A 16,557-nucleotide genomic window follows, 5' to 3' on the forward strand; every position below is an offset into this window, starting at 1 on the left:
AGTTACCGCAACGTATAGTCTCACCATGACAACCGCAAGAGCCGCCGGCACGAAGGGTGTCCCGCGGGCCCGCCGGGAGCAGCAGATCCTCGCCGCCGCGCTGGAGGAGTTCGGCAGGCGCGGCTACTCGGCGGCCTCGATGGCCGAGATCGCCCGGAGCGTGGGGGTCACCAAGCCCATGCTCTACACCTACTTCGGCTCCAAGGACGGCCTTTACGCCGCCTGCGTCGACCACGTCGGACCCCGCCTGCTCGGGGCGATCGAGCGGGCCATGGCGTCCGGCCCGCCCGGCGACCGGTTGCCGCACGCGGTGCTCGCCGCCCTCTTCGACGTCCTGGAGAACCAGCGGCACTCCTGGTTCGTGCTCTACGACCGGAGCCTGACACCCGACTCCGACCCCTGGCACGCCGCCCGCCGCCACCGCGAGGCCATCGACGCCCTGGCGACCCACGGCACCGCCGCCCTGCTGCGCGACCGGGGCAACGGCGACACCCTCGACGCCGACGCGCTCAAGCAGGTGTGGACAGGCGCCGTCGGTGCGCTGCTCGGCTGGTGGATCTCCCATCCGGAGATGCCCGCACACGAGATGAGCGCCCGCTGTGCCCGGCTCCTCGTCGCGATCCAGGGCGCGCCGTCGGGCCGAACCGATTGACTATCGATCGATATCTATCGAGAATCGATATATGAATCGCGTTTTCATCACCGCGCTCCGAGTCGGCATCGTCACCGCCGTCCTCGCCGGCCTCTTCGCCCAGGCCGTGGTCATACCGACGACTGCCGCCGACGAGGTGGACCGCTTCCCGCCGTACGCCCCGTTCGCCACGCCCTATGTGATCGTCGCGATCGTCGGAGTCGCCTGCGTACAGGTCGCCCTCGCGGCCACATGGATGCTGCTGGCCATGGTCCGGCGTGACGCGATCTTCACTCCGCTGGCGTTCCGGTGGGTCGACGTCATCATAGGGTCCGCGGTCGTGGGCACGCTGCTGTCGGTCGGGGTCACCGGCCACCTCGCCCTCGCCCACATCCCCAGCCCCGACGACGGGATGGAGCTCATCGGCGCCCTCGCGGCCGCCGCGGCGTGCGCCGGGGCCGGGGCCGCCTTCGCGATGCTCGTCGTCGTCATGCGCGGCCTGTTGCGCAAGGCCACCGGCCTCCAGACGGAGATGGCCGGGGTCGTCTGATGGCGATCGTCGTCGACATCGATGTACTGCTCGCCCAACGCGGCATGTCGGTGGGTGAGTTCGCCGCTGCCGTCGGCATCACGCCCGCCAACGTCGCCGTGCTGAAGAACGGCCGCGCCAAGGCGGTGCGGTTCGCCACCCTCGACGCGATCTGCCGCACCCTCGACTGCCAGCCGGGCGACGTGCTGCGCTGGGTCCCCGACGAGCCACCGCCCATGTGACCCGCGTAGGAGGCCCAGGACGCCGACGCCCGACGACATCACCCGCAGGAGACCGACCCGCAGGAGGCCGAGATGAACACCATGCTCGCCGAGGTCCTGGAAGCACACGGCGGAACCCACCGCTGGAACGAACTGACCGTCGTCCGGGCCACCGTCGTCAGCGATGGCGGCCTCTTCGCCCTCAAGGGCATGCCCCAGGACGGCACACCCCGAGAGATGACGGTCTGGCCGCACGAACAGCACGCTTCGGTACGGCCCTTCGGCGCACCCGACCAGAAGACCGACTTCACGCCCGACCGGATCAGCATCGAGAAGCTCGACGGACGCGTCGTGGCGGAACGCGCCGCACCACGGGCCTCGTTCGCGGGCCACGACCTCAACACCCCCTGGGATCCCCTGGACCGCGCCTACTTCAACGGGTACGCGCTCTGGACGTACCTCACCACGCCGTTCCTGCTGGTGATGCCCGGCGTGGCGGTCACCGGGATCCAACCGTGGCGGGAGGGGGGCGAACTCTGGCCCGGCCTGCGTGCCACCTTCCCGCCCGGCTTCGCCGGCCACAGCACGGAACAGGACTTCTACTTCGGCCCCGACCGGCTGCTGCGCCGGCACGATTACCACGTCGACATCGCGGGCGGATTCGCCGCGGCACAGTACGTCCACGACATCGTGGAGGTGGACGGTATCCGCCTGCCCACCAGACGCCGCGCCTACCGGCGCGACGCGGACGGCCGGGCCGTCCCCGGGCAGACGATGGTCTCCATCGACCTCAGCGACGTGCACTTCGGCTGACGGGGCCGCGGCCCGGCTTCAGCAACGGCCTCGTGGTCGCACGGTGGTGCCCCGGCGCGACCGGACGCAGCTGGACGACGATCCCCAGGACTCGCGCCGCTCGGCCGTGCCGAGGCCACCCCCCTCCAGCGGCTCGCCGCTCCGGGCTACGGCAGCGCCGGACCGGGCACGACGGGGCTGTCCACTCCTTGCTGGTAGGCGGGCCTCGCGGCGACCGTGCGATGGGCCGAGGCGTCCTGGAACAGCAGCTGCGCCGCATTGCCGTAGACGGGCGCGTACGTCACCCAGTCGTCGTCGGCGTCATCGCCGCCGCCGTTGTAGCCACCGGTGTTGCCGACGACCTTGCCGGTGCCGGTGGTGCGGTTGTAGTCCTCGATCCACGGGCCGCCGGAGACACCGCCGTAGTAGCCGGTGCAGGTCATACGCAGCTGGCGGAGGCCGGACAGGCGTGAGGTGGTGACGGGGCAGCGGATCGCCTGGTGCTTCGGGTTGACGCGCTCGGCGCCGGGATAGCCGATGACCGTGACGCGGTGGTTGTAGGAGGCGCTGGGCGTGAAGGTCAGGGCGCCCGTGACGGTCTCCACCATCCCCCGGCTGCTCGGGCTGACCCGTGCGAAGGCCAGATCCAGGTTGGAGGTGGGCTGCTTGGTGTTCGCCTGGTAGCGCGGATCGATGTACAGCCGGGTCACGGGGAAGACGCCACGCGGCTGACGGGCGGCGGGCAGGCCGTCGCGGTACTGCGGCACGAAGACGCGGTGCGTGGCCGTGGCCATGCCCAGTGCGCAGTGACCGGCGGTCAGGACGATGTCATGGGCGGCCGTGTGCACCACACTGCCCGTGCAGTAGGTGCTCTTGCCGCCGAGCGGCCTGCCGTCGAAGAAGAACGTGCCCACCATCGGGTGGCCGCCGAAGTACTCGGGCTTCGGAGTGCCGGCCGGCGGCCTGCTGCGGGCACCGGGGCCGGCCACGGAGGAGCGCCGCGGTGCCGCACCGTCGAACGGTATCGCGGCACCCATGCGGCCCGCGGTCCAGTACTTCTCCTCCGCGTTCAGACGCGAAGCGCCGGCGGAGAGGGCGGAAGGGGGCGAGGCGGGAGAGGCGGCGGAAGCGGAGGAGGCGGGGGAGCCGGCCGGCCGGTCGGGCTGTGCGGCGAACGCCTGCCCGTTGCCGAGTATGACGGCGCACAGACCGAGTGCGAGGGCCGGAACCCGTCTGGAACTGGATCTCAACGAGTCAACTTTCCGTACGCGTATTCGATATGGAAGCTGACAGCCTACCCCCGCAAGGGACTTGACCTGTCGATACCGGGTCGGTGCTCGAGAGTATGTTGACGTGGGCATGGCGACTGGCTAGGTTGCGGCAACGTCAAGTCTCGGAGAGACAACGTTGTCATACTCGGGAGGCAGATCGCGATGCCATCGATCCGCAGAGCCCTGGGCGCCGTCGCCGGCGCCGTTCTCCTGGGCGCCTACGCCCTGCCCGCCCCCGTCGCCCGGGCGGGGCCCGCGAGGGCGCCGGAACTCGTCTCGTCACCGGCGGACCTGGTCAACCCCTTCATCGGCACGTCCAACGACGCCAACGACTTCCCCGGCGCGGACGTTCCCTTCGGCATGGTGCAGTGGAGCCCGGACACCCCGTCGCGGCCGCCCGGCGGCGGCTACGAGTACAAGGACTCCTCGATCACCGGATTCAGTCTCACCCACATCGCGGGACCGGGCTGCGGAGCCGCGGGTGACCTACCGGTGCTGCCCACCGTGGGCGCTGTGATCAACGGGGCGAAGGACTCCTTCTCGCACGCGAACGAGTCCGCGACGGCGGGCTCCTACAAGGTCGACCTCGACAACAAGGTGACCACCGAGCTCACCGCCACCCCGCGCAGCGGCATGGCGCGCTTCACCTTCCCCGCGACCTCCCAGGCCAACCTGCTGTTCAAGCTGAGCGGCAGTCAGAACGGCGGCAGCTCGACGCGGTTCGACGTCGTCTCCGCCACCGAGGTCAGCGGCCGGGTCACCAGCGGGAAGTTCTGCGGTGCGGGCAACTCGTACACGGTCTACTTCGACATGCTCTTCGACCGGCCGTTCGCCTCCGCGACCCAGAGCGGCGCCGTGTCCAACGCGCACGTGACGTTCAACACCACCGCGAGCCAGGCGGTACAGGCGAAGGTGGGCATCTCCTACGTCTCCGTGGCGAACGCGGCCGCAAACCGCAGCACCGAGAACTCCGGCTGGAACTTCGACAGTGTCCGCACCGCCGCCCACGACGCCTGGAACACGGCACTGGGCAGGATACGGATAGCGGGCGGAACGACGGACCAGCAGAAGATCTTCTACACCGCGCTCTACCACTCACTGCTGCACCCGAACATCATCAGCGACGCCAACGGCCAGTACCACGGCTTCGACGGCGGCACGCACCAGGTGGACCCCGGGCACGCCGCCGCCTACGCGAACTACTCCGGCTGGGACATCTACCGCTCCCAGGCCCAACTCGAAGCCCTGGTCAGCCCCAAGGCCGCCGCCGACACCGCGCAGTCCATGACCGACGACTACCTCCAGACCGGCATCTTCCCCAAGTGGTCGGAGTACAACGGCGAGTCCTACGTCATGGTCGGCGACCCGGCGGCGGCGATCATCGCCGACTACTACGCGTTCGGCGCACGGGACTTCGACACCACGCAGGCACTGGCCGGCCTGCTCAGGCAGGCGAGCACCGCCAACAACGTTCGCCCGGGCCTCGGTTACCTGAACAGCCCCGGGTACGAGCCCCACGACGGCAGTTACGGCTGCTGCAACTTCTACGGCCCGGTGGCCACGACCCTGGAGTACAACACCGCCGACTTCGCCCTCTCCGCCTTCGCCGGCGCACTCGGCGACACCGGGAGCCGGCAGACGTACGCCCGTCGCGCGCAGGACTGGATGAACACGCTGAACCCGGCCTCCGGCTTCGTCCAGCCCCGCAACGCCAACGGAAACTGGACCGGCGGATTCGACCCCACCAGCGGCACTGACATGGTCGAGGCCGACTCGTGGATCTACACCGGCATGGTCCCGTTCAACGTGGCCGGACTCGCCACCGCCAAGGGCGGTAACACGGCGATGGCCCACTACCTCGACACGGTGCTGCGCAGCTACACCGGAGCGAACGGCTACGCGTGGGTCGGCAACGAGCCCAGCGTCGAACTGCCCTGGGAATACGACTACATCGGCCGCCCCTACAAGACCCAGGGCACCGTACGCGCGATCCAGGACCAGATCTGGTCGAACACCCCGGCCGGTCTGGCCGACGGCAACGACGACCTCGGCGCGATGAGTTCCTGGTACGTCTGGTCCGCGCTCGGCATGTACCCCATGACACCGGGCACCTCGGACCTCGCCCTCGGCTCGCCGCTGTTCCCGCAGGCCGTGATCACCCTCCCCTCCGGCCGGACTCTCACGGTCAACGGCGACGGCGCGGCGGACAACGCGCCCTATGTGCAGTCCGCGACGTTCAACGGATCGGCGTGGAACAACGCCTACGCCCCGACGAACGCGATCACCTCCGGGGGAACGCTCGGCTTCACGCTCGGCACCACCCCGAACACCGGCTGGGCCACGGCCGCGTCCGCCGCCCCGCCCTCCTACGCGGGCGGCACGGCAGCCCCGCAGAAGCCGCGCGTGGGTCCGGTCAGGGCCGGGGTCGGCTCCTCGCTGTGTGTCGACGACGCGGACTCCGGCACCGCCGACCACACCGCGATCCGCCTGTGGACCTGCAACGGCACCTACGCCCAGGACTGGACAGTCGCAGCCGACGGCACCCTGCGCACGCTCGGCAAGTGCCTGGACGTCTCGTCCAGCGGGACGGCGAACGGCACCCTCGTCCAGCTGTACACCTGCAACGGCACCGGCGCCCAGAAGTGGACGGTCGGCGCCGACGGCTCACTCACCAACCCCAACTCCGGACGCTGCCTGGACGACCCCGACTCAGCCACCGTCGAGGGCACCCGCCTGCAGATCTACACCTGCAACGGAACCGCGGCCCAGAGGTGGACCCTGCCGCCGGCTTGACTTCCGCCCTCCGAGCAGGGATGACATCGCCGAATCGGGGGACTCGGGGGACAGGAGCCGTACCAACGGCATTACCGCGGGAGGCACAGCATGCTCGCCATCGGCATCATTCTGCTCATCATCGGTTTTCTCACGGGCATCTCGATCCTGTGGACCATAGGCATCATCCTCGCCGTGGTAGGCGCGATCCTGTGGATCATGGGCTCGATGGGTCACGCGGTCGCGGGTCGACGCCACTACTGGTGATCGCGAAGTCACGGTAGGCGGCCGCCGCGATCAGCATGTCCGGCGGCAGTCCACAGTCCAGCTCCCGGGGCAGGTCGTGCCCGGACGCGTACGGCGTCGCAGCGCCGTGCCGTTCGGAGCACGGCCTGCGCGTACATCCGGCCGCTCGCACCGGATCAGCGGCAGTCGTAGCCCAGGTGGGTGACGACTGTGCGTACGGGCGACGTCGGGGCGAGGATGCGCAGGTCGGCGTGTGCGGCGTAGCGGCCCTGGCCCTGGAAGGTCCACAGGAGGTGGAGCCGCGCCTGCCTCTGACCCCGGGCCAGGGTCTCGCGCAGGACGCCGGAGGTGGTGCCGTCGCTGCGGTTCCAGCGGTAGGAGAGCGTGCCGGGCCGCCCGTTCGTGGTGACGACGGCGACGAGGTCCGAGGTTCCCTCGCAGCCGACCGACGCGGGCCGTGCCGTGACCGCCACCGTGCGGACCTTGAGGGCGGGGCCGAGGCGCTGCCAGGCCAAGAACGCGATGACGCACAGCACCACGAGCACGGGCAGGACATGTCTGCGCGGGTTGCGGCGCGTCGGCGGCCCGGGGGACACCGGTACGGCGAGCGGCGTCGGATGGGCGCGGTGGGCGACGCCGGCCGTCACCCCGGGACCGAACCGCAGCAGGGTGCCCTCGACCCGGTCCGGCAGTGTCGGGGCGGTCGGCGGAGGCGCGATCGGTTCGGTCGGGGCGGTCGGGTGATCGGGCTCCGGGCGTTGGATCCAGTGACTGCCCAGCACGGTGGCGCTGTACTCGGGGTCGGCGGCGGGGCCGGACTCGCTGTTGGTCATCGGATCTCACACCGCCTGGTCAGAAGCTGCTGCGAGGCGGGGCCGCCGGCGGCGGCCGGGGTCGTGGTCGCCCGCACCGTCCAGTAGCAGCCGCTGTTCGCGAAGGTGTGGTCGACAGTGATCGTGTAGTGCGTGGCGCCGTCGCGCTCGAACGTCTGGGACGCACCGTCGGAGGCGCCCGGTGTGCCCGCCGCGTCGCTCGTGGACCACGTGACGGTGACGGAGACCGGACCGGTGCCCTCCGTGGTGATGTCGAGGGTCGCCGTGGCCGTGGCCGATCCCGTCTGCCGGAGTGCCGACACCGTGACGCTCTTCACCGGGGGAGCGGCCGGAGTGCTGGGGGAGGGGCTGCCCGGTGTCGTTCCGCCGGAGGCCGGCGGCTCGGCCGGATCGGTGGTGACCGGTGTCGACGGTACGCCGGAGTCCGTGACTTCAGGGGTCGGCGACGGGGTGGGGGAGAGGCTCGGGGACGCGGTGGGCGAGGACGAGGACGGGGACGGGTGGGCCGACGGGGTCGGTGCCGTGGAGCCCCGAGGGGTGACACCGGGCCGGGCGCTGGTGGTGGCCAGTGACTGTGCCGTCGGTTGCGAGCCCGCCGCCGGGGCGTGCCGGGCGCCGTAGGCCAGGAGGATGCCGAGCAGCACGGCCACGGCGGCCACCAGGAGCCCCGCCCGGCCGGGCAGCCATGCCCGCGCCGGAGCGTGTCCGGAGGCTCGGCCGAGGACCGTGCGGGCGGTGTCCGTGACGGACCGGGGGGTGCCGCGGGACGAGGGCAGCAGCAGTGGCAGCAGGGCCACCAACGCGGCGAGCCTGCCGCGTCCGCGTTCCTCCCAGTCGGGCCCGTAGGCGGCGCCGGCGGCGGCTTCCAGGTCGGACACGAACGCCTCGGCGTGGACGGGCCGTCCCGCGGGGTCCTTGGCCAGCCCGCGCAGCACCAGCTCCCGCACCGTCTCGGGGACCTCGTCGGCGGGCACGGGGGCGTCCACGTGCTGCAGGGCGAGTTCGGCGAGGTTGTCGCCCGAGTACGGCTTGTGGCCCGTCAGGCACTCGAAGAAGGTGGCCGTGGCCGCGTACACGTCGGCGCTGGGCGAGGCGGGCGCGCCCGTCCACTGCTCCGGGGCCATGTAGGCGGGGGTGCCTGCTACGCCGGCCCGGGCACCGCTGTCCGCGGCGATGCCGAAGTCGACCAGCTTTGACGATCCGTCGGGCGTGACCAGCACGTTCTCCGGCTTGTAGTCGCGGTGTACGACTCCGATGCGATGCGCGTCGGCCAGGCCGAGCAGAGATCCCTTGAGGATGGTGAGCGCGGCCTCGGGGCCCAGCGGGCCCTCCCTGGCCAGCAGGGCCCGCAACGGAACACCGTCCACGAGTTCCATCACGATGGCGGCGCCGTCCGGGCCCTCGACGTACTCGTACAACCCGGCGACGTGCGGGCTCTCCAGTCCGCCGAGCAGGCGTGCCTCGGCGCGGAACCCGTGCACGAAACCCGGCCGGGTGCGCAGTGACTCGCTGAGGTACTTCACGGCGACCGGGACGCCGGTCTCGTGATGCACCGCGAGCACGACCCGTCCGCTCGCCCCCGCGCCGAGCTCCAGCGACTCGGTGTACCCAGGCACCGCCCACGCGTTCATTCCGTCCCCCCGATCCGCCGCGCATCTTTTCCGGACACGCGGTGAGAGACACCGTTGCGGCCACCGCGGTTGCGGATCCGGGCGCCGGGCGCCGGCGGCCTGTACGACGGGCTCGGGGCATGCTCGCACGGAACTGCGGCGAACCGTCCGCCCGGGGCCGGATGAGGGGGACAGCCCGTGGACAACCGGAACCCGGCGCGGCGGTCCGCGGACCCCGCACCGGCTCGCCGTCCCGCTCCCCGGCGAGGCTCCGGTCCGCTCCGACCTCCCCGAAGACTGCGGAACCGTCCCTGGATCGCGCCCCGTTCGGGTGCGGCCATCCGCGTCCGGCGACGCAGATAAACGGGCCGACTCATGAGTCACCCGTACAGATCACCCCGCCGGATCACCCGTACAGACCAAACACGGAACGTGAACCCCTTGTCCCCACTGGGTCGTGCCCCATTCGGAATTGCGTCCGCACGGGCGACATGAGTCCTTGGAGTCGAGTCCCGCCGGATCTCACCTTCAGGAGGAGACATGGGCACCAAGCAGATGAACAGGTCGGGCGACAAGCTGAACGTCGTCTTCACGGTTCGGGTGATCGAGGGCGGCGAAGAGGGCTTCCTCAGCGTGTACGAGCAGCTCCGCAAGTCCGTCGCCCGCACCCCCGGGCACGTGATCGAGCGGCTGGGCGCGCCGGTCGACGACTCCCGCCAGTGGGTGATCACCAGCGAGTGGGAGACGGCCGAGGCCTTCTTCGCCTGGGCGAAGAGCGAGGAGCACCAGAAGCTCGTGGCGCCGCTGCGTGAGTGGGTCGACTCGACCCAGTCCCTCCGGTTCCGGGTCGTGCAGGAGACCACGAAGGAGACCGCCGGAGACAGGGCATGACACCCGTCACGAGCGGACCCGTCGCCGTCATAGGCCTCGGCACGATGGGTTCCGGCCTGGCCGCCCGCCTCCTCGATCAGGGAGTGCGGGTCCGGGTCTGGAACCGTACCCCGGAGCGCGCCGAACCGCTGGCCCGCGCGGGCGCGTTCGTTGCCCCGCACCCCGCCGCGGCCGTGGAGGGAACGAGCGCCGTCATCTGCGCCGTCGCCGACGGCGCGGCCCTCGGCGCCGTGATGCGCGGACCGGACGGTGTGCTGGCCGCCGGTCCCTACCCCGGCGTCGTCATGTGCGTGGGCACCGTTGCCCCCGACGAGGTCATCCAGATCGCCGGGGACGTCTCCTCGGTCCTGGACGTCGGCATGCTCGGCAACGCCGACCACGCCCGCGACGGCGAGCTGAGGCTGTTCGTCGGTGGCGACGAACGGGCCTTCAACGCGGCCCGTCCGATCCTGCGCATGCTCGGCAAGGAGATCGCCCATCTGGGCGCACTCGGCTCAGGCATGCGGATGAAGCTGTGCCTCAACCTGCTGATGGGCATAGAGGTGCAGGCCCTGGCCGAGGCCACCGAACTGGCCACCGCCTGTGGCCTGGACCGGCAGCTGGTCCTCAAGACGGTCGCGAACAGCGGCTTCGCCTCACCGGTCATGGCGTTCAAGTCACGGCGCCTGGCCTCCGGCCGCTACGACGAGCCGGACTTCCGGCTGCGGCTGATGGCGAAAGACCTCATGCTCGCTTCCAAGCAGGCAGCGGCAGTCGGCCTGAGCCTGCCGCTGGCGACCACGGCGGCAGAGACCCACGTCCGTGCCACCGAGCAGGGGCTTGGCGACCAGGACTGTGTCGCGGTCACCCGAGCACTCGCACCGAAACCGGAAAACGACACGTGATCATCGACATCCACGGGCACATCTCCCCACCGGAGGCGGCCAAACGCTTCCCCATGCCCCCCAGTCTCACCGACGTCGACGGCATGCTCGCCGCCCGCGCCGAGGCCGGGATCGACCTCACCATCATCGGCAGCCCCGTCGGGGCCGGCGCGATGGCACGGGTACCGGGCGTCGACAACTACGCGCAGCCACGGGACCGGCTGCGCGGCTTCCACGACTGGATGTCGGGCCTGATCCGCAGGTTCCCGGACCAGCTGAGGGGCTACGTCTACGCCAACCCGTTCGGCGACGACGATCACCTCGAAGGAGTGCGGGAGACCCTGAAGGACCCCGCCTTCGTCGGTCTGATCACCACCTCCAGCGTCCACGGAGAACTGCTCGGCTCGCCACGCGCCGACTCCTTCTTCGCGCTGGCCGCGGAGGCGGACGTACCGGTCCTGGTGCACGCGCCGGCCGAGCCGGTCGGCACCGAACGGGTCGACGAGACCGGCTTCGTCGAACAGATCGGCCGGTTCGGCGACGTCACCATGGGCATGGCCATGATCGCCTTTGCGGGATGGCTGGAGAAGTACCCGAGTCTGCGGCTGATCGGCGCCACCGGCGGCGGCGCGATGGCGCTGCTGCCGGAGCGGCTGCGGACGGCGGCACGCCCCCGGCACTGGGCCGGGGGCGCCCCGCCCCCCGGAGGGCCTGTTCCCGAGGTTCGTGAGCAGACCCCCGACCCGGGCGCGGCGCTGCGCCGCATGTACGTCGACACAAGCCCGTTCAGCCCGGCGCACCTGAGCCTGAACGCCGAGGTGCTGGGCCCCGAGCGGATGCTGTTCGGCACCGACTCGCCCCCGCTGGCCGTGCCGCTGGAGGAGCTCATCCGCATGGTCGAGAAGCTCCCGGTCGACGAGGCGTCCAGGCAACTCGTCCTCGGCGGCAACGCCGAGACCCTCTTCGACCTCAGGAGCCGTCCGTGATCACCACGCGAGAAGCCGTCGCGGCGGCCGAGCGCTGCACCCCGGAATACCGGCGTGACCCGCACACGGTCTACGCCCGTCTGCGCGACGCGGCGCCGGTCTGCCCGATGCGCCCGCCGCACGGCAACGAGACGTATCTGATCACCCGGTACGAGGACGCGCGGGCCGCCCTCGCGGACCCGAGGCTGAGCAAGGACATGTACGGCGCCATGGACGCCTACCGGCGGATCTTCGGCGACTCGTCCGTCGCGCTGGACGACAACATGCTCAACTCCGACGCGCCCAAGCACACCCGGCTGCGCAGGCTCGTCAACTCCGCGTTCACCCCGCGGCGCGTCGAGGCCCTGCGGCCGCGGATCCAGGACATCGTCGCGGGCCTGCTCGACGCGTGCCCGGCCCGGGAGCCCTTCGATCTGCTGCCGGCCCTCGCGTTCCCGCTGCCCATCATCGTGATCTGCGACCTGCTCGGGGTGCCGCCCGAGGAGCGGTCACTGATGCAGAACCTGTCCGTCGCGGTGGCGCAGAGCGGCTTCCACGAGGAGGCCAAGCGGGCCCAGCAGAAGGCGGAGGAGGACCTGCACGCCTACTTCACGGACCTCATCGCCGCCAAGCGGAGCGATCCGGGAGACGATCTGCTGAGCGCGCTCACCGCGGTCCGGGACGACGACGGCGGGCTGACCGCGAACGAGCTGGTCTCCACCGCGTTCCTGCTGATGTTCGCCGGCCACAAGACCACCGCCTACCTCATCGGCAACGCCGTCCACCATCTGCTGTCCCACCCTGCGCAGCTCCGCGCCGTACGGGAGGACCCGCGGCTGCTCCGTCCCGCGGTCGAGGAACTGGTGCGCTACGACGGCTCCGTGGAGAGCGCCACCTTCCGCTACGCGACCGAGGACGTGGAGTACGGCGGAACGCGAATCCCGAAGGGCGCCCTGGTCCAGATCGCGATCAGCGCGGCCAACCGCGATCCGCGGAAGTTCGACGCCCCGGACGAGCTGAACGTGCGGCGTCCGGGCAACGCGCAGGACGCCCATCTGGGGTTCGGGCACGGCAGCCACTACTGCCTGGGCGCTCCGCTGGCCCGGCTGGAGACCCAGCTGGCCCTCACCGGCCTGTTCGACCGGTTCCCGGGGGCTGCCCTGGCCGACCCGCACGGCGGACCGCGCTGGCTGGAGGTCCCCTTCCCGGCCTTCCGCGGCCTCGCGGAGCTCCGGGTCGTACTCGATCCCGCCGCCTGACGGCCGACGCGCCGGCACGCAGGACCGTCCGACGGAGAGCCGTCCGACGGTCACCCGTGCCGGCGCAGGTCGTGGAAGAAGTCCTCCACGACGCGCAGTTCGCCGCGGCGGACGGTCTCGTCGTGGACGAACCTGCCGACCGCCAGGTCGAGCACCCCGAGGCCGAAGGGCGAGAACACCACGGTCCGGTCGGGGTCCGGCGTCACCCGTCCAGCGAGGACGTCGGCGAGCGTGCCGTGCAGGAAGTCGCGGTTTCCGGTGAGCCGTTCGGCCAGGTGCGGTGAGGTCTCGGCCTTCAGGCAGTGGTCGACGTCGTCCACGATGTTGGTCGAGGCGAGGATCACCTCGGGCGCGAGGTCGCGCAGGGACACGTGCAGGACCAGCGGCCCGTGCCCGAACCAGGCCGGGTCGGTGACGTGCGGCTCACCCGCGACGGTGGCGAACACCACCAGGTCACTGGAGCGGACGAGCTCCTCGGCGTCGCCGTGGACGGTGACCCGCGCCCCGGTGCCGGTGCGCTCGAGGTGGTCCCGGAACCCCGTGGCGCTGTCGGCGGACAGGTCGTGCACGCCGATCTCGTCGAACACCCAGCCCGTGGCAGCCAGGTAGGTGTGGATGTAGCGGGCGATCAGGCCGGTGCCGAAGAACCCGACACGCGTGGGACGCCGTCGGCCGAGACAGAGCCGGTCGGCGGCGAGTGCCGCGGAGGCGGCGGTCCTGGTGGCGCTGATGATGGAGCTCTCCAGACAGGCGAAGGGGTAGCCCGTGTCGTGATCGTTGAGGATCAGGACGGCGGACGCCCGGGGGAGGCCGGACCGGACGTTGTCCGGGAAACTCGAGATCCACTTGAGGCCGTCCACCGGCTCCGGCCCGCCGAGCGAGGCGGGCAGCGCGATGATCCGCGAGGCGGGGCGGTCGGGAAACCGGAGGAAGTACGACGGCGGATTCACCGAGTCCCCGTCGGCGTGCAGCCGGTAGGTGGCCTCGACCAGGTCCACGATCTCAGCTTCGCGGCCCCGCAGCGCACGCTCGACCTGCGCGCCGGAGATCACCGCGAACGGGGGCACGGTAAGGGGCTGGGGCATGACGGGCTCCAATGCGGTGGGGCGGACGATCATGGCGACGCTCGTGCGGTGGACCCATTGTTCCGCGCGGCATCGGCCCCGTAGCGCCGGAAGATCCTGGACTCCGCAGACATCACCCAACTGGCACGAACACCGGTGCGGGCGCGGCACACCGCGACCGCACCCTCTGTCATGCCGTTTTCTCCTGTACCGGTTCGCTCCCGCCTTCCCACCTGTTGACCTCAAGTTCACCGCGGACCCCTGCCGCTCGTAGCCGGTCGCGGAACAGAGTGTCCGACGAGTGCCACTGCCGCATGCCTCCTCCCGTCAAGAAGGAGCCACCATGGCCGAGTTGACACGCCGTAGGCTGCTCGGATCCGCCACCGCGCTGGGCGGCGCCGCAGCTCTCTCCCTGCTCCCGCCGAGTGTCCAGAAGGCCGTCGCCGCCGAGCCGCCGAGAAACAGCTCACTGCGCGACATCGAGCACGTCGTCCTGCTGATGCAGGAGAACCGGTCGTTCGACCACTACTTCGGCACGCTGTCCGGCGTGCGGGGCTTCGCCGACCCGCACGCCCTGAGGCTCGACACCGGACGCTCGGTGTTCTACCAGCCCGACGAGGTGAACCCGAAGGGTTATCTGCTTCCGTTCCACCTCGACACGCACCGGTCCAGCGCGCAGGCCATCCCCTCCACCAGCCATGCCTGGTCGGTCCAGCACGAGGCCTGGAACGGCGGACGGATGGACCGCTGGCTCCCGGCCCACCGCAAGGCCGACGGTGTGAACGGACCGTATGTCATGGGCTATTACACGCGGGAGGACATCCCGTTCCAGTTCGCCCTCGCCGAGACGTTCACCATCTGCGACCACTACTTCTGCTCGGTCTTCGGCCCGACCTGGCCGAACCGGCTGATGTGGATGACCGGTTCGATCGACCCCGGGGGCACCATGGGCGGCCCGGTCATCCACAACGCGGCCCCCACGCCGTACCGCTGGACGACGTACGCCGAGCGCCTCCAGGCCGCCGGCGTCAGCTGGAAGGTCTACCAGCAGGACGACGACTACGGCTGCAACCTGCTGGAGCAGTTCGCCGCCTTCCGGAACGCGAAGCCCGGATCCGACTTGTACGAGCGGGGCGTACGCCCGCAGCCGGCGGGCACCTTCGAGGACGACGCCCGGGCCGACCGCCTCCCGGCGGTGTCCTGGATCATGCCGACCAGCCACCAGTCCGAGCACCCCGACTACCTGCCCGCCGCCGGAGCCGACTTCGTCGCCTCCAAGATCGAGGCGATCGCGGCCAATCCCAAGGTCTGGCGCAAGACCGCGTTCATCCTCAACTACGACGAGAACGACGGCCTGTTCGACCACGTGCCGCCGCCCACCCCGCCCGTCGGCACCCCGGACGAGTTCGTGCAGGGCCTGCCCGTCGGGGGCGGCTTCCGGGTCCCGGCCATCATCGTCTCGCCCTGGACCGTGGGCGGTTGGGTCGCCTCGGAGCCCTTCGACCACACCTCGGCACTGCGGTTCCTGGAACAGTTCACCGGCGTCGCCGAGTCGAACATCAGCGGCTGGCGCCGGAACACGTTCGGAGACTTCGCCTCCGCCTTCCGTTTCACCCACTCCCACCCCCGGCCGCCCGGTCTGCCGAACGACACCGCCGAGCAACTGGAGAAGGCCAAGCAGGAGGTGGCGACACTCCCGAAACCCACTCTCCCAGGCGCCGACCAGCACTTCCCGCGCCAGGAACGGGGCAGCCGCCCGCACGTGTGAGCCCGCCCCGTGCCCACGCGGGGTCGCTCAGGAGAGCCAGTCGGCGTAGTGGGTCGGCGCCAGCCGGGCGTTCCTGTCCGTGAGCACATCGCCCTTCACAGCGGCGAACATCCCGGCGGTGGGGTCCGTGACGACGCCGCGTCCGTCGGCGCGCCGGGAGAGGGTGAAACGGCCCAGCTCGTCCAGGGTGAACACGTCGGGGCCCGCGATGTCACGGACGCCTCCCAGCGGGGCGCCCGCGGCGACCTCCGCGACGGCGGCGGCCACGTCCGCGGCGGCGATCGGCTGGATCGGAGTGGCGGGCAGCCGCACGGTGTCGCCATCGGTGGTCCAGGACATGACCGCGTCGACGAACTCCATGAACTGGGTGGCCCGGACGATCGAGTAGGGGATCGGCCCGGCCTTGAGAATGTCCTCCTGGAGCGCCTTGGCCCGGTAGTAGTCCAGCTCCGGCACCTGGTCCACACCGACGATCGAGAGGATCACGAAGTGGCGGACCCCTGCCTTCTGGCCGGCTGCCAGAAGATTGTCCATGGAGGTCTGGAAGAAGGCCGCGGAGGCTTCGTCGAAGGTCGGGGAGTTCGTCAGGTTGACGATGACATCCACCCCCGCCGCCGCCTCGTCCAGCCCCTTGCCGCTGATCACATCGATGCCGGTGGACTGTCCGTGGGGTACCGCCTCATGACCGGCCGCGTTCAGATCCTTGACGACCTGTGACCCGATCAACCCCGTGCCGCCCATGACCGCGATCTTCATGACAGGGCCTTTCGTCCGAATGACAGGGCCTTTCGTCCGAGGTGCCGCTCGTACGGCACTCGGCAGACCACTCTAATTCGGATGCC

Annotated in this window: 16 protein-coding genes; 11 read left to right on the forward strand and 5 right to left on the reverse strand. The window is 70.7% G+C overall.

Translation table 11 applies throughout. The features are described 5' to 3' along the window. Positions 1–25: 25 nt before the first annotated feature. From ACIPK3_RS23390 to ACIPK3_RS23405, 4 genes are all read left to right on the forward strand, one after another. On the forward strand, positions 26–652 hold the full coding sequence (locus tag ACIPK3_RS23390) for a TetR/AcrR family transcriptional regulator (protein WP_402572500.1): 627 nt from the start codon (positions 26–28) through the stop codon (positions 650–652). A gap of 31 nt (positions 653–683) precedes the next feature. Next, positions 684–1,181, forward strand: coding sequence for a DUF2975 domain-containing protein (locus ACIPK3_RS23395; RefSeq protein ID WP_402572502.1), 498 nt, complete (start codon positions 684–686; stop codon positions 1,179–1,181). Then, positions 1,181–1,402, forward strand: a complete 222-nt coding sequence (locus ACIPK3_RS23400; RefSeq protein WP_402572503.1) for a helix-turn-helix domain-containing protein — start codon at positions 1,181–1,183, stop codon at positions 1,400–1,402. Before ACIPK3_RS23395 ends, ACIPK3_RS23400 begins: the two co-directional genes overlap by 1 nt. Positions 1,403–1,474: 72 nt before the next feature. Next, the gene (locus ACIPK3_RS23405) at positions 1,475–2,194 is read left to right on the forward strand and encodes a hypothetical protein (RefSeq protein WP_402572505.1); all 720 of its coding nucleotides are present in this window, start codon (positions 1,475–1,477) and stop codon (positions 2,192–2,194) included. A gap of 146 nt (positions 2,195–2,340) precedes the next feature. Here ACIPK3_RS23405 and ACIPK3_RS23410 read toward each other — a convergent pair whose 3' ends face one another. Continuing rightward, positions 2,341–3,423: a trypsin-like serine peptidase gene (locus ACIPK3_RS23410; protein ID WP_402572507.1), complete on the reverse strand. Its 1,083-nt coding sequence runs from the start codon at positions 3,421–3,423 to the stop codon at positions 2,341–2,343. 183 nt (positions 3,424–3,606) lie between these two features. Between ACIPK3_RS23410 and ACIPK3_RS23415 the strand changes: the two genes are divergently transcribed. Together ACIPK3_RS23415 and ACIPK3_RS23420 are read left to right on the forward strand one after the other, a co-directional pair. Continuing rightward, positions 3,607–6,237, forward strand: coding sequence for a lectin (locus ACIPK3_RS23415; protein ID WP_402572509.1), 2,631 nt, complete (start codon positions 3,607–3,609; stop codon positions 6,235–6,237). Between the two features lie 90 nt (positions 6,238–6,327). Then, on the forward strand, positions 6,328–6,483 hold the full coding sequence (locus ACIPK3_RS23420; RefSeq protein WP_402572511.1) for a DUF6131 family protein: 156 nt from the start codon (positions 6,328–6,330) through the stop codon (positions 6,481–6,483). A 155-nt stretch (positions 6,484–6,638) separates the two neighbouring features. Here ACIPK3_RS23420 and ACIPK3_RS23425 read toward each other — a convergent pair whose 3' ends face one another. Together ACIPK3_RS23425 and ACIPK3_RS23430 are read right to left on the reverse strand one after the other, a co-directional pair. Further along, entirely contained in the window at positions 6,639–7,295 is a 657-nt protein-coding gene (locus ACIPK3_RS23425) for a hypothetical protein (protein WP_402572513.1), read from the reverse strand. Then, on the reverse strand, positions 7,292–8,926 hold the full coding sequence (locus tag ACIPK3_RS23430) for a protein kinase (protein WP_402572515.1): 1,635 nt from the start codon (positions 8,924–8,926) through the stop codon (positions 7,292–7,294). Before ACIPK3_RS23430 ends, ACIPK3_RS23425 begins: the two co-directional genes overlap by 4 nt. 519 nt (positions 8,927–9,445) lie before the next feature. On the opposite strand from ACIPK3_RS23430, the gene ACIPK3_RS23435 reads away from it, so the two are divergent. From ACIPK3_RS23435 to ACIPK3_RS23450, 4 genes are read left to right on the forward strand one after another with little or no spacing between them, the layout of a single operon-like run. Continuing rightward, complete coding sequence (locus ACIPK3_RS23435; RefSeq protein WP_402572517.1) at positions 9,446–9,796, forward strand: antibiotic biosynthesis monooxygenase family protein; 351 nt, start codon at positions 9,446–9,448, stop codon at positions 9,794–9,796. Beyond that, complete coding sequence (locus ACIPK3_RS23440; RefSeq protein ID WP_402572519.1) at positions 9,793–10,680, forward strand: NAD(P)-dependent oxidoreductase; 888 nt, start codon at positions 9,793–9,795, stop codon at positions 10,678–10,680. The genes ACIPK3_RS23435 and ACIPK3_RS23440 overlap by 4 nt, the downstream gene beginning before the upstream one ends. Then, positions 10,677–11,645, forward strand: a complete 969-nt coding sequence (locus tag ACIPK3_RS23445) for an amidohydrolase family protein (RefSeq protein WP_402572521.1) — start codon at positions 10,677–10,679, stop codon at positions 11,643–11,645. The genes ACIPK3_RS23440 and ACIPK3_RS23445 overlap by 4 nt, the downstream gene beginning before the upstream one ends. Then, entirely contained in the window at positions 11,642–12,883 is a 1,242-nt protein-coding gene (locus ACIPK3_RS23450; RefSeq protein ID WP_402572522.1) for a cytochrome P450, read from the forward strand. The genes ACIPK3_RS23445 and ACIPK3_RS23450 overlap by 4 nt, the downstream gene beginning before the upstream one ends. Positions 12,884–12,933: 50 nt before the next feature. Here the strand turns inward: ACIPK3_RS23450 and sbnB are convergent, their stop codons facing one another. After that, positions 12,934–13,968: a 2,3-diaminopropionate biosynthesis protein SbnB gene (gene sbnB, locus ACIPK3_RS23455; RefSeq protein ID WP_402572524.1), complete on the reverse strand. Its 1,035-nt coding sequence runs from the start codon at positions 13,966–13,968 to the stop codon at positions 12,934–12,936. A 322-nt stretch (positions 13,969–14,290) separates the two neighbouring features. On the opposite strand from sbnB, the gene ACIPK3_RS23460 reads away from it, so the two are divergent. Then, entirely contained in the window at positions 14,291–15,715 is a 1,425-nt protein-coding gene (locus ACIPK3_RS23460; RefSeq protein ID WP_402572526.1) for an alkaline phosphatase family protein, read from the forward strand. A gap of 27 nt (positions 15,716–15,742) precedes the next feature. Here the strand turns inward: ACIPK3_RS23460 and ACIPK3_RS23465 are convergent, their stop codons facing one another. Continuing rightward, positions 15,743–16,471, reverse strand: a complete 729-nt coding sequence (locus tag ACIPK3_RS23465) for an SDR family oxidoreductase (protein ID WP_402572527.1) — start codon at positions 16,469–16,471, stop codon at positions 15,743–15,745. Between the last annotated feature and the right edge of the window lie 86 nt (positions 16,472–16,557).

The organism is Streptomyces sp. NPDC086787 (assembly GCF_044745865.1).
Taxonomy (GTDB): domain Bacteria; phylum Actinomycetota; class Actinomycetes; order Streptomycetales; family Streptomycetaceae; genus Streptomyces.

Bases quoted from the DNA above. Each gene is read 5' to 3' on its own strand.
- ACIPK3_RS23435 (WP_402572517.1), top strand. From the start codon at position 9,446: ATGGGCACCAAGCAGATGAACAGGTCGGGCGACAAGCTGAACGTCGTC.
- ACIPK3_RS23405 (WP_402572505.1), top strand. From the start codon at position 1,475: ATGAACACCATGCTCGCCGAGGTCCTGGAAGCACACGGCGGAACCCAC.
- sbnB (WP_402572524.1), bottom strand. From the start codon at position 13,968: ATGCCCCAGCCCCTTACCGTGCCCCCGTTCGCGGTGATCTCCGGCGCG.
- ACIPK3_RS23430 (WP_402572515.1), bottom strand. From the start codon at position 8,926: ATGAACGCGTGGGCGGTGCCTGGGTACACCGAGTCGCTGGAGCTCGGC.
- ACIPK3_RS23400 (WP_402572503.1), top strand. From the start codon at position 1,181: ATGGCGATCGTCGTCGACATCGATGTACTGCTCGCCCAACGCGGCATG.
- ACIPK3_RS23465 (WP_402572527.1), bottom strand. From the start codon at position 16,471: ATGAAGATCGCGGTCATGGGCGGCACGGGGTTGATCGGGTCACAGGTC.
- ACIPK3_RS23440 (WP_402572519.1), top strand. From the start codon at position 9,793: ATGACACCCGTCACGAGCGGACCCGTCGCCGTCATAGGCCTCGGCACG.
- ACIPK3_RS23460 (WP_402572526.1), top strand. From the start codon at position 14,291: ATGGCCGAGTTGACACGCCGTAGGCTGCTCGGATCCGCCACCGCGCTG.
- ACIPK3_RS23415 (WP_402572509.1), top strand. From the start codon at position 3,607: ATGCCATCGATCCGCAGAGCCCTGGGCGCCGTCGCCGGCGCCGTTCTC.
- ACIPK3_RS23425 (WP_402572513.1), bottom strand. From the start codon at position 7,295: ATGACCAACAGCGAGTCCGGCCCCGCCGCCGACCCCGAGTACAGCGCC.
- ACIPK3_RS23390 (WP_402572500.1), top strand. From the start codon at position 26: ATGACAACCGCAAGAGCCGCCGGCACGAAGGGTGTCCCGCGGGCCCGC.
- ACIPK3_RS23420 (WP_402572511.1), top strand. From the start codon at position 6,328: ATGCTCGCCATCGGCATCATTCTGCTCATCATCGGTTTTCTCACGGGC.
- ACIPK3_RS23395 (WP_402572502.1), top strand. From the start codon at position 684: ATGAATCGCGTTTTCATCACCGCGCTCCGAGTCGGCATCGTCACCGCC.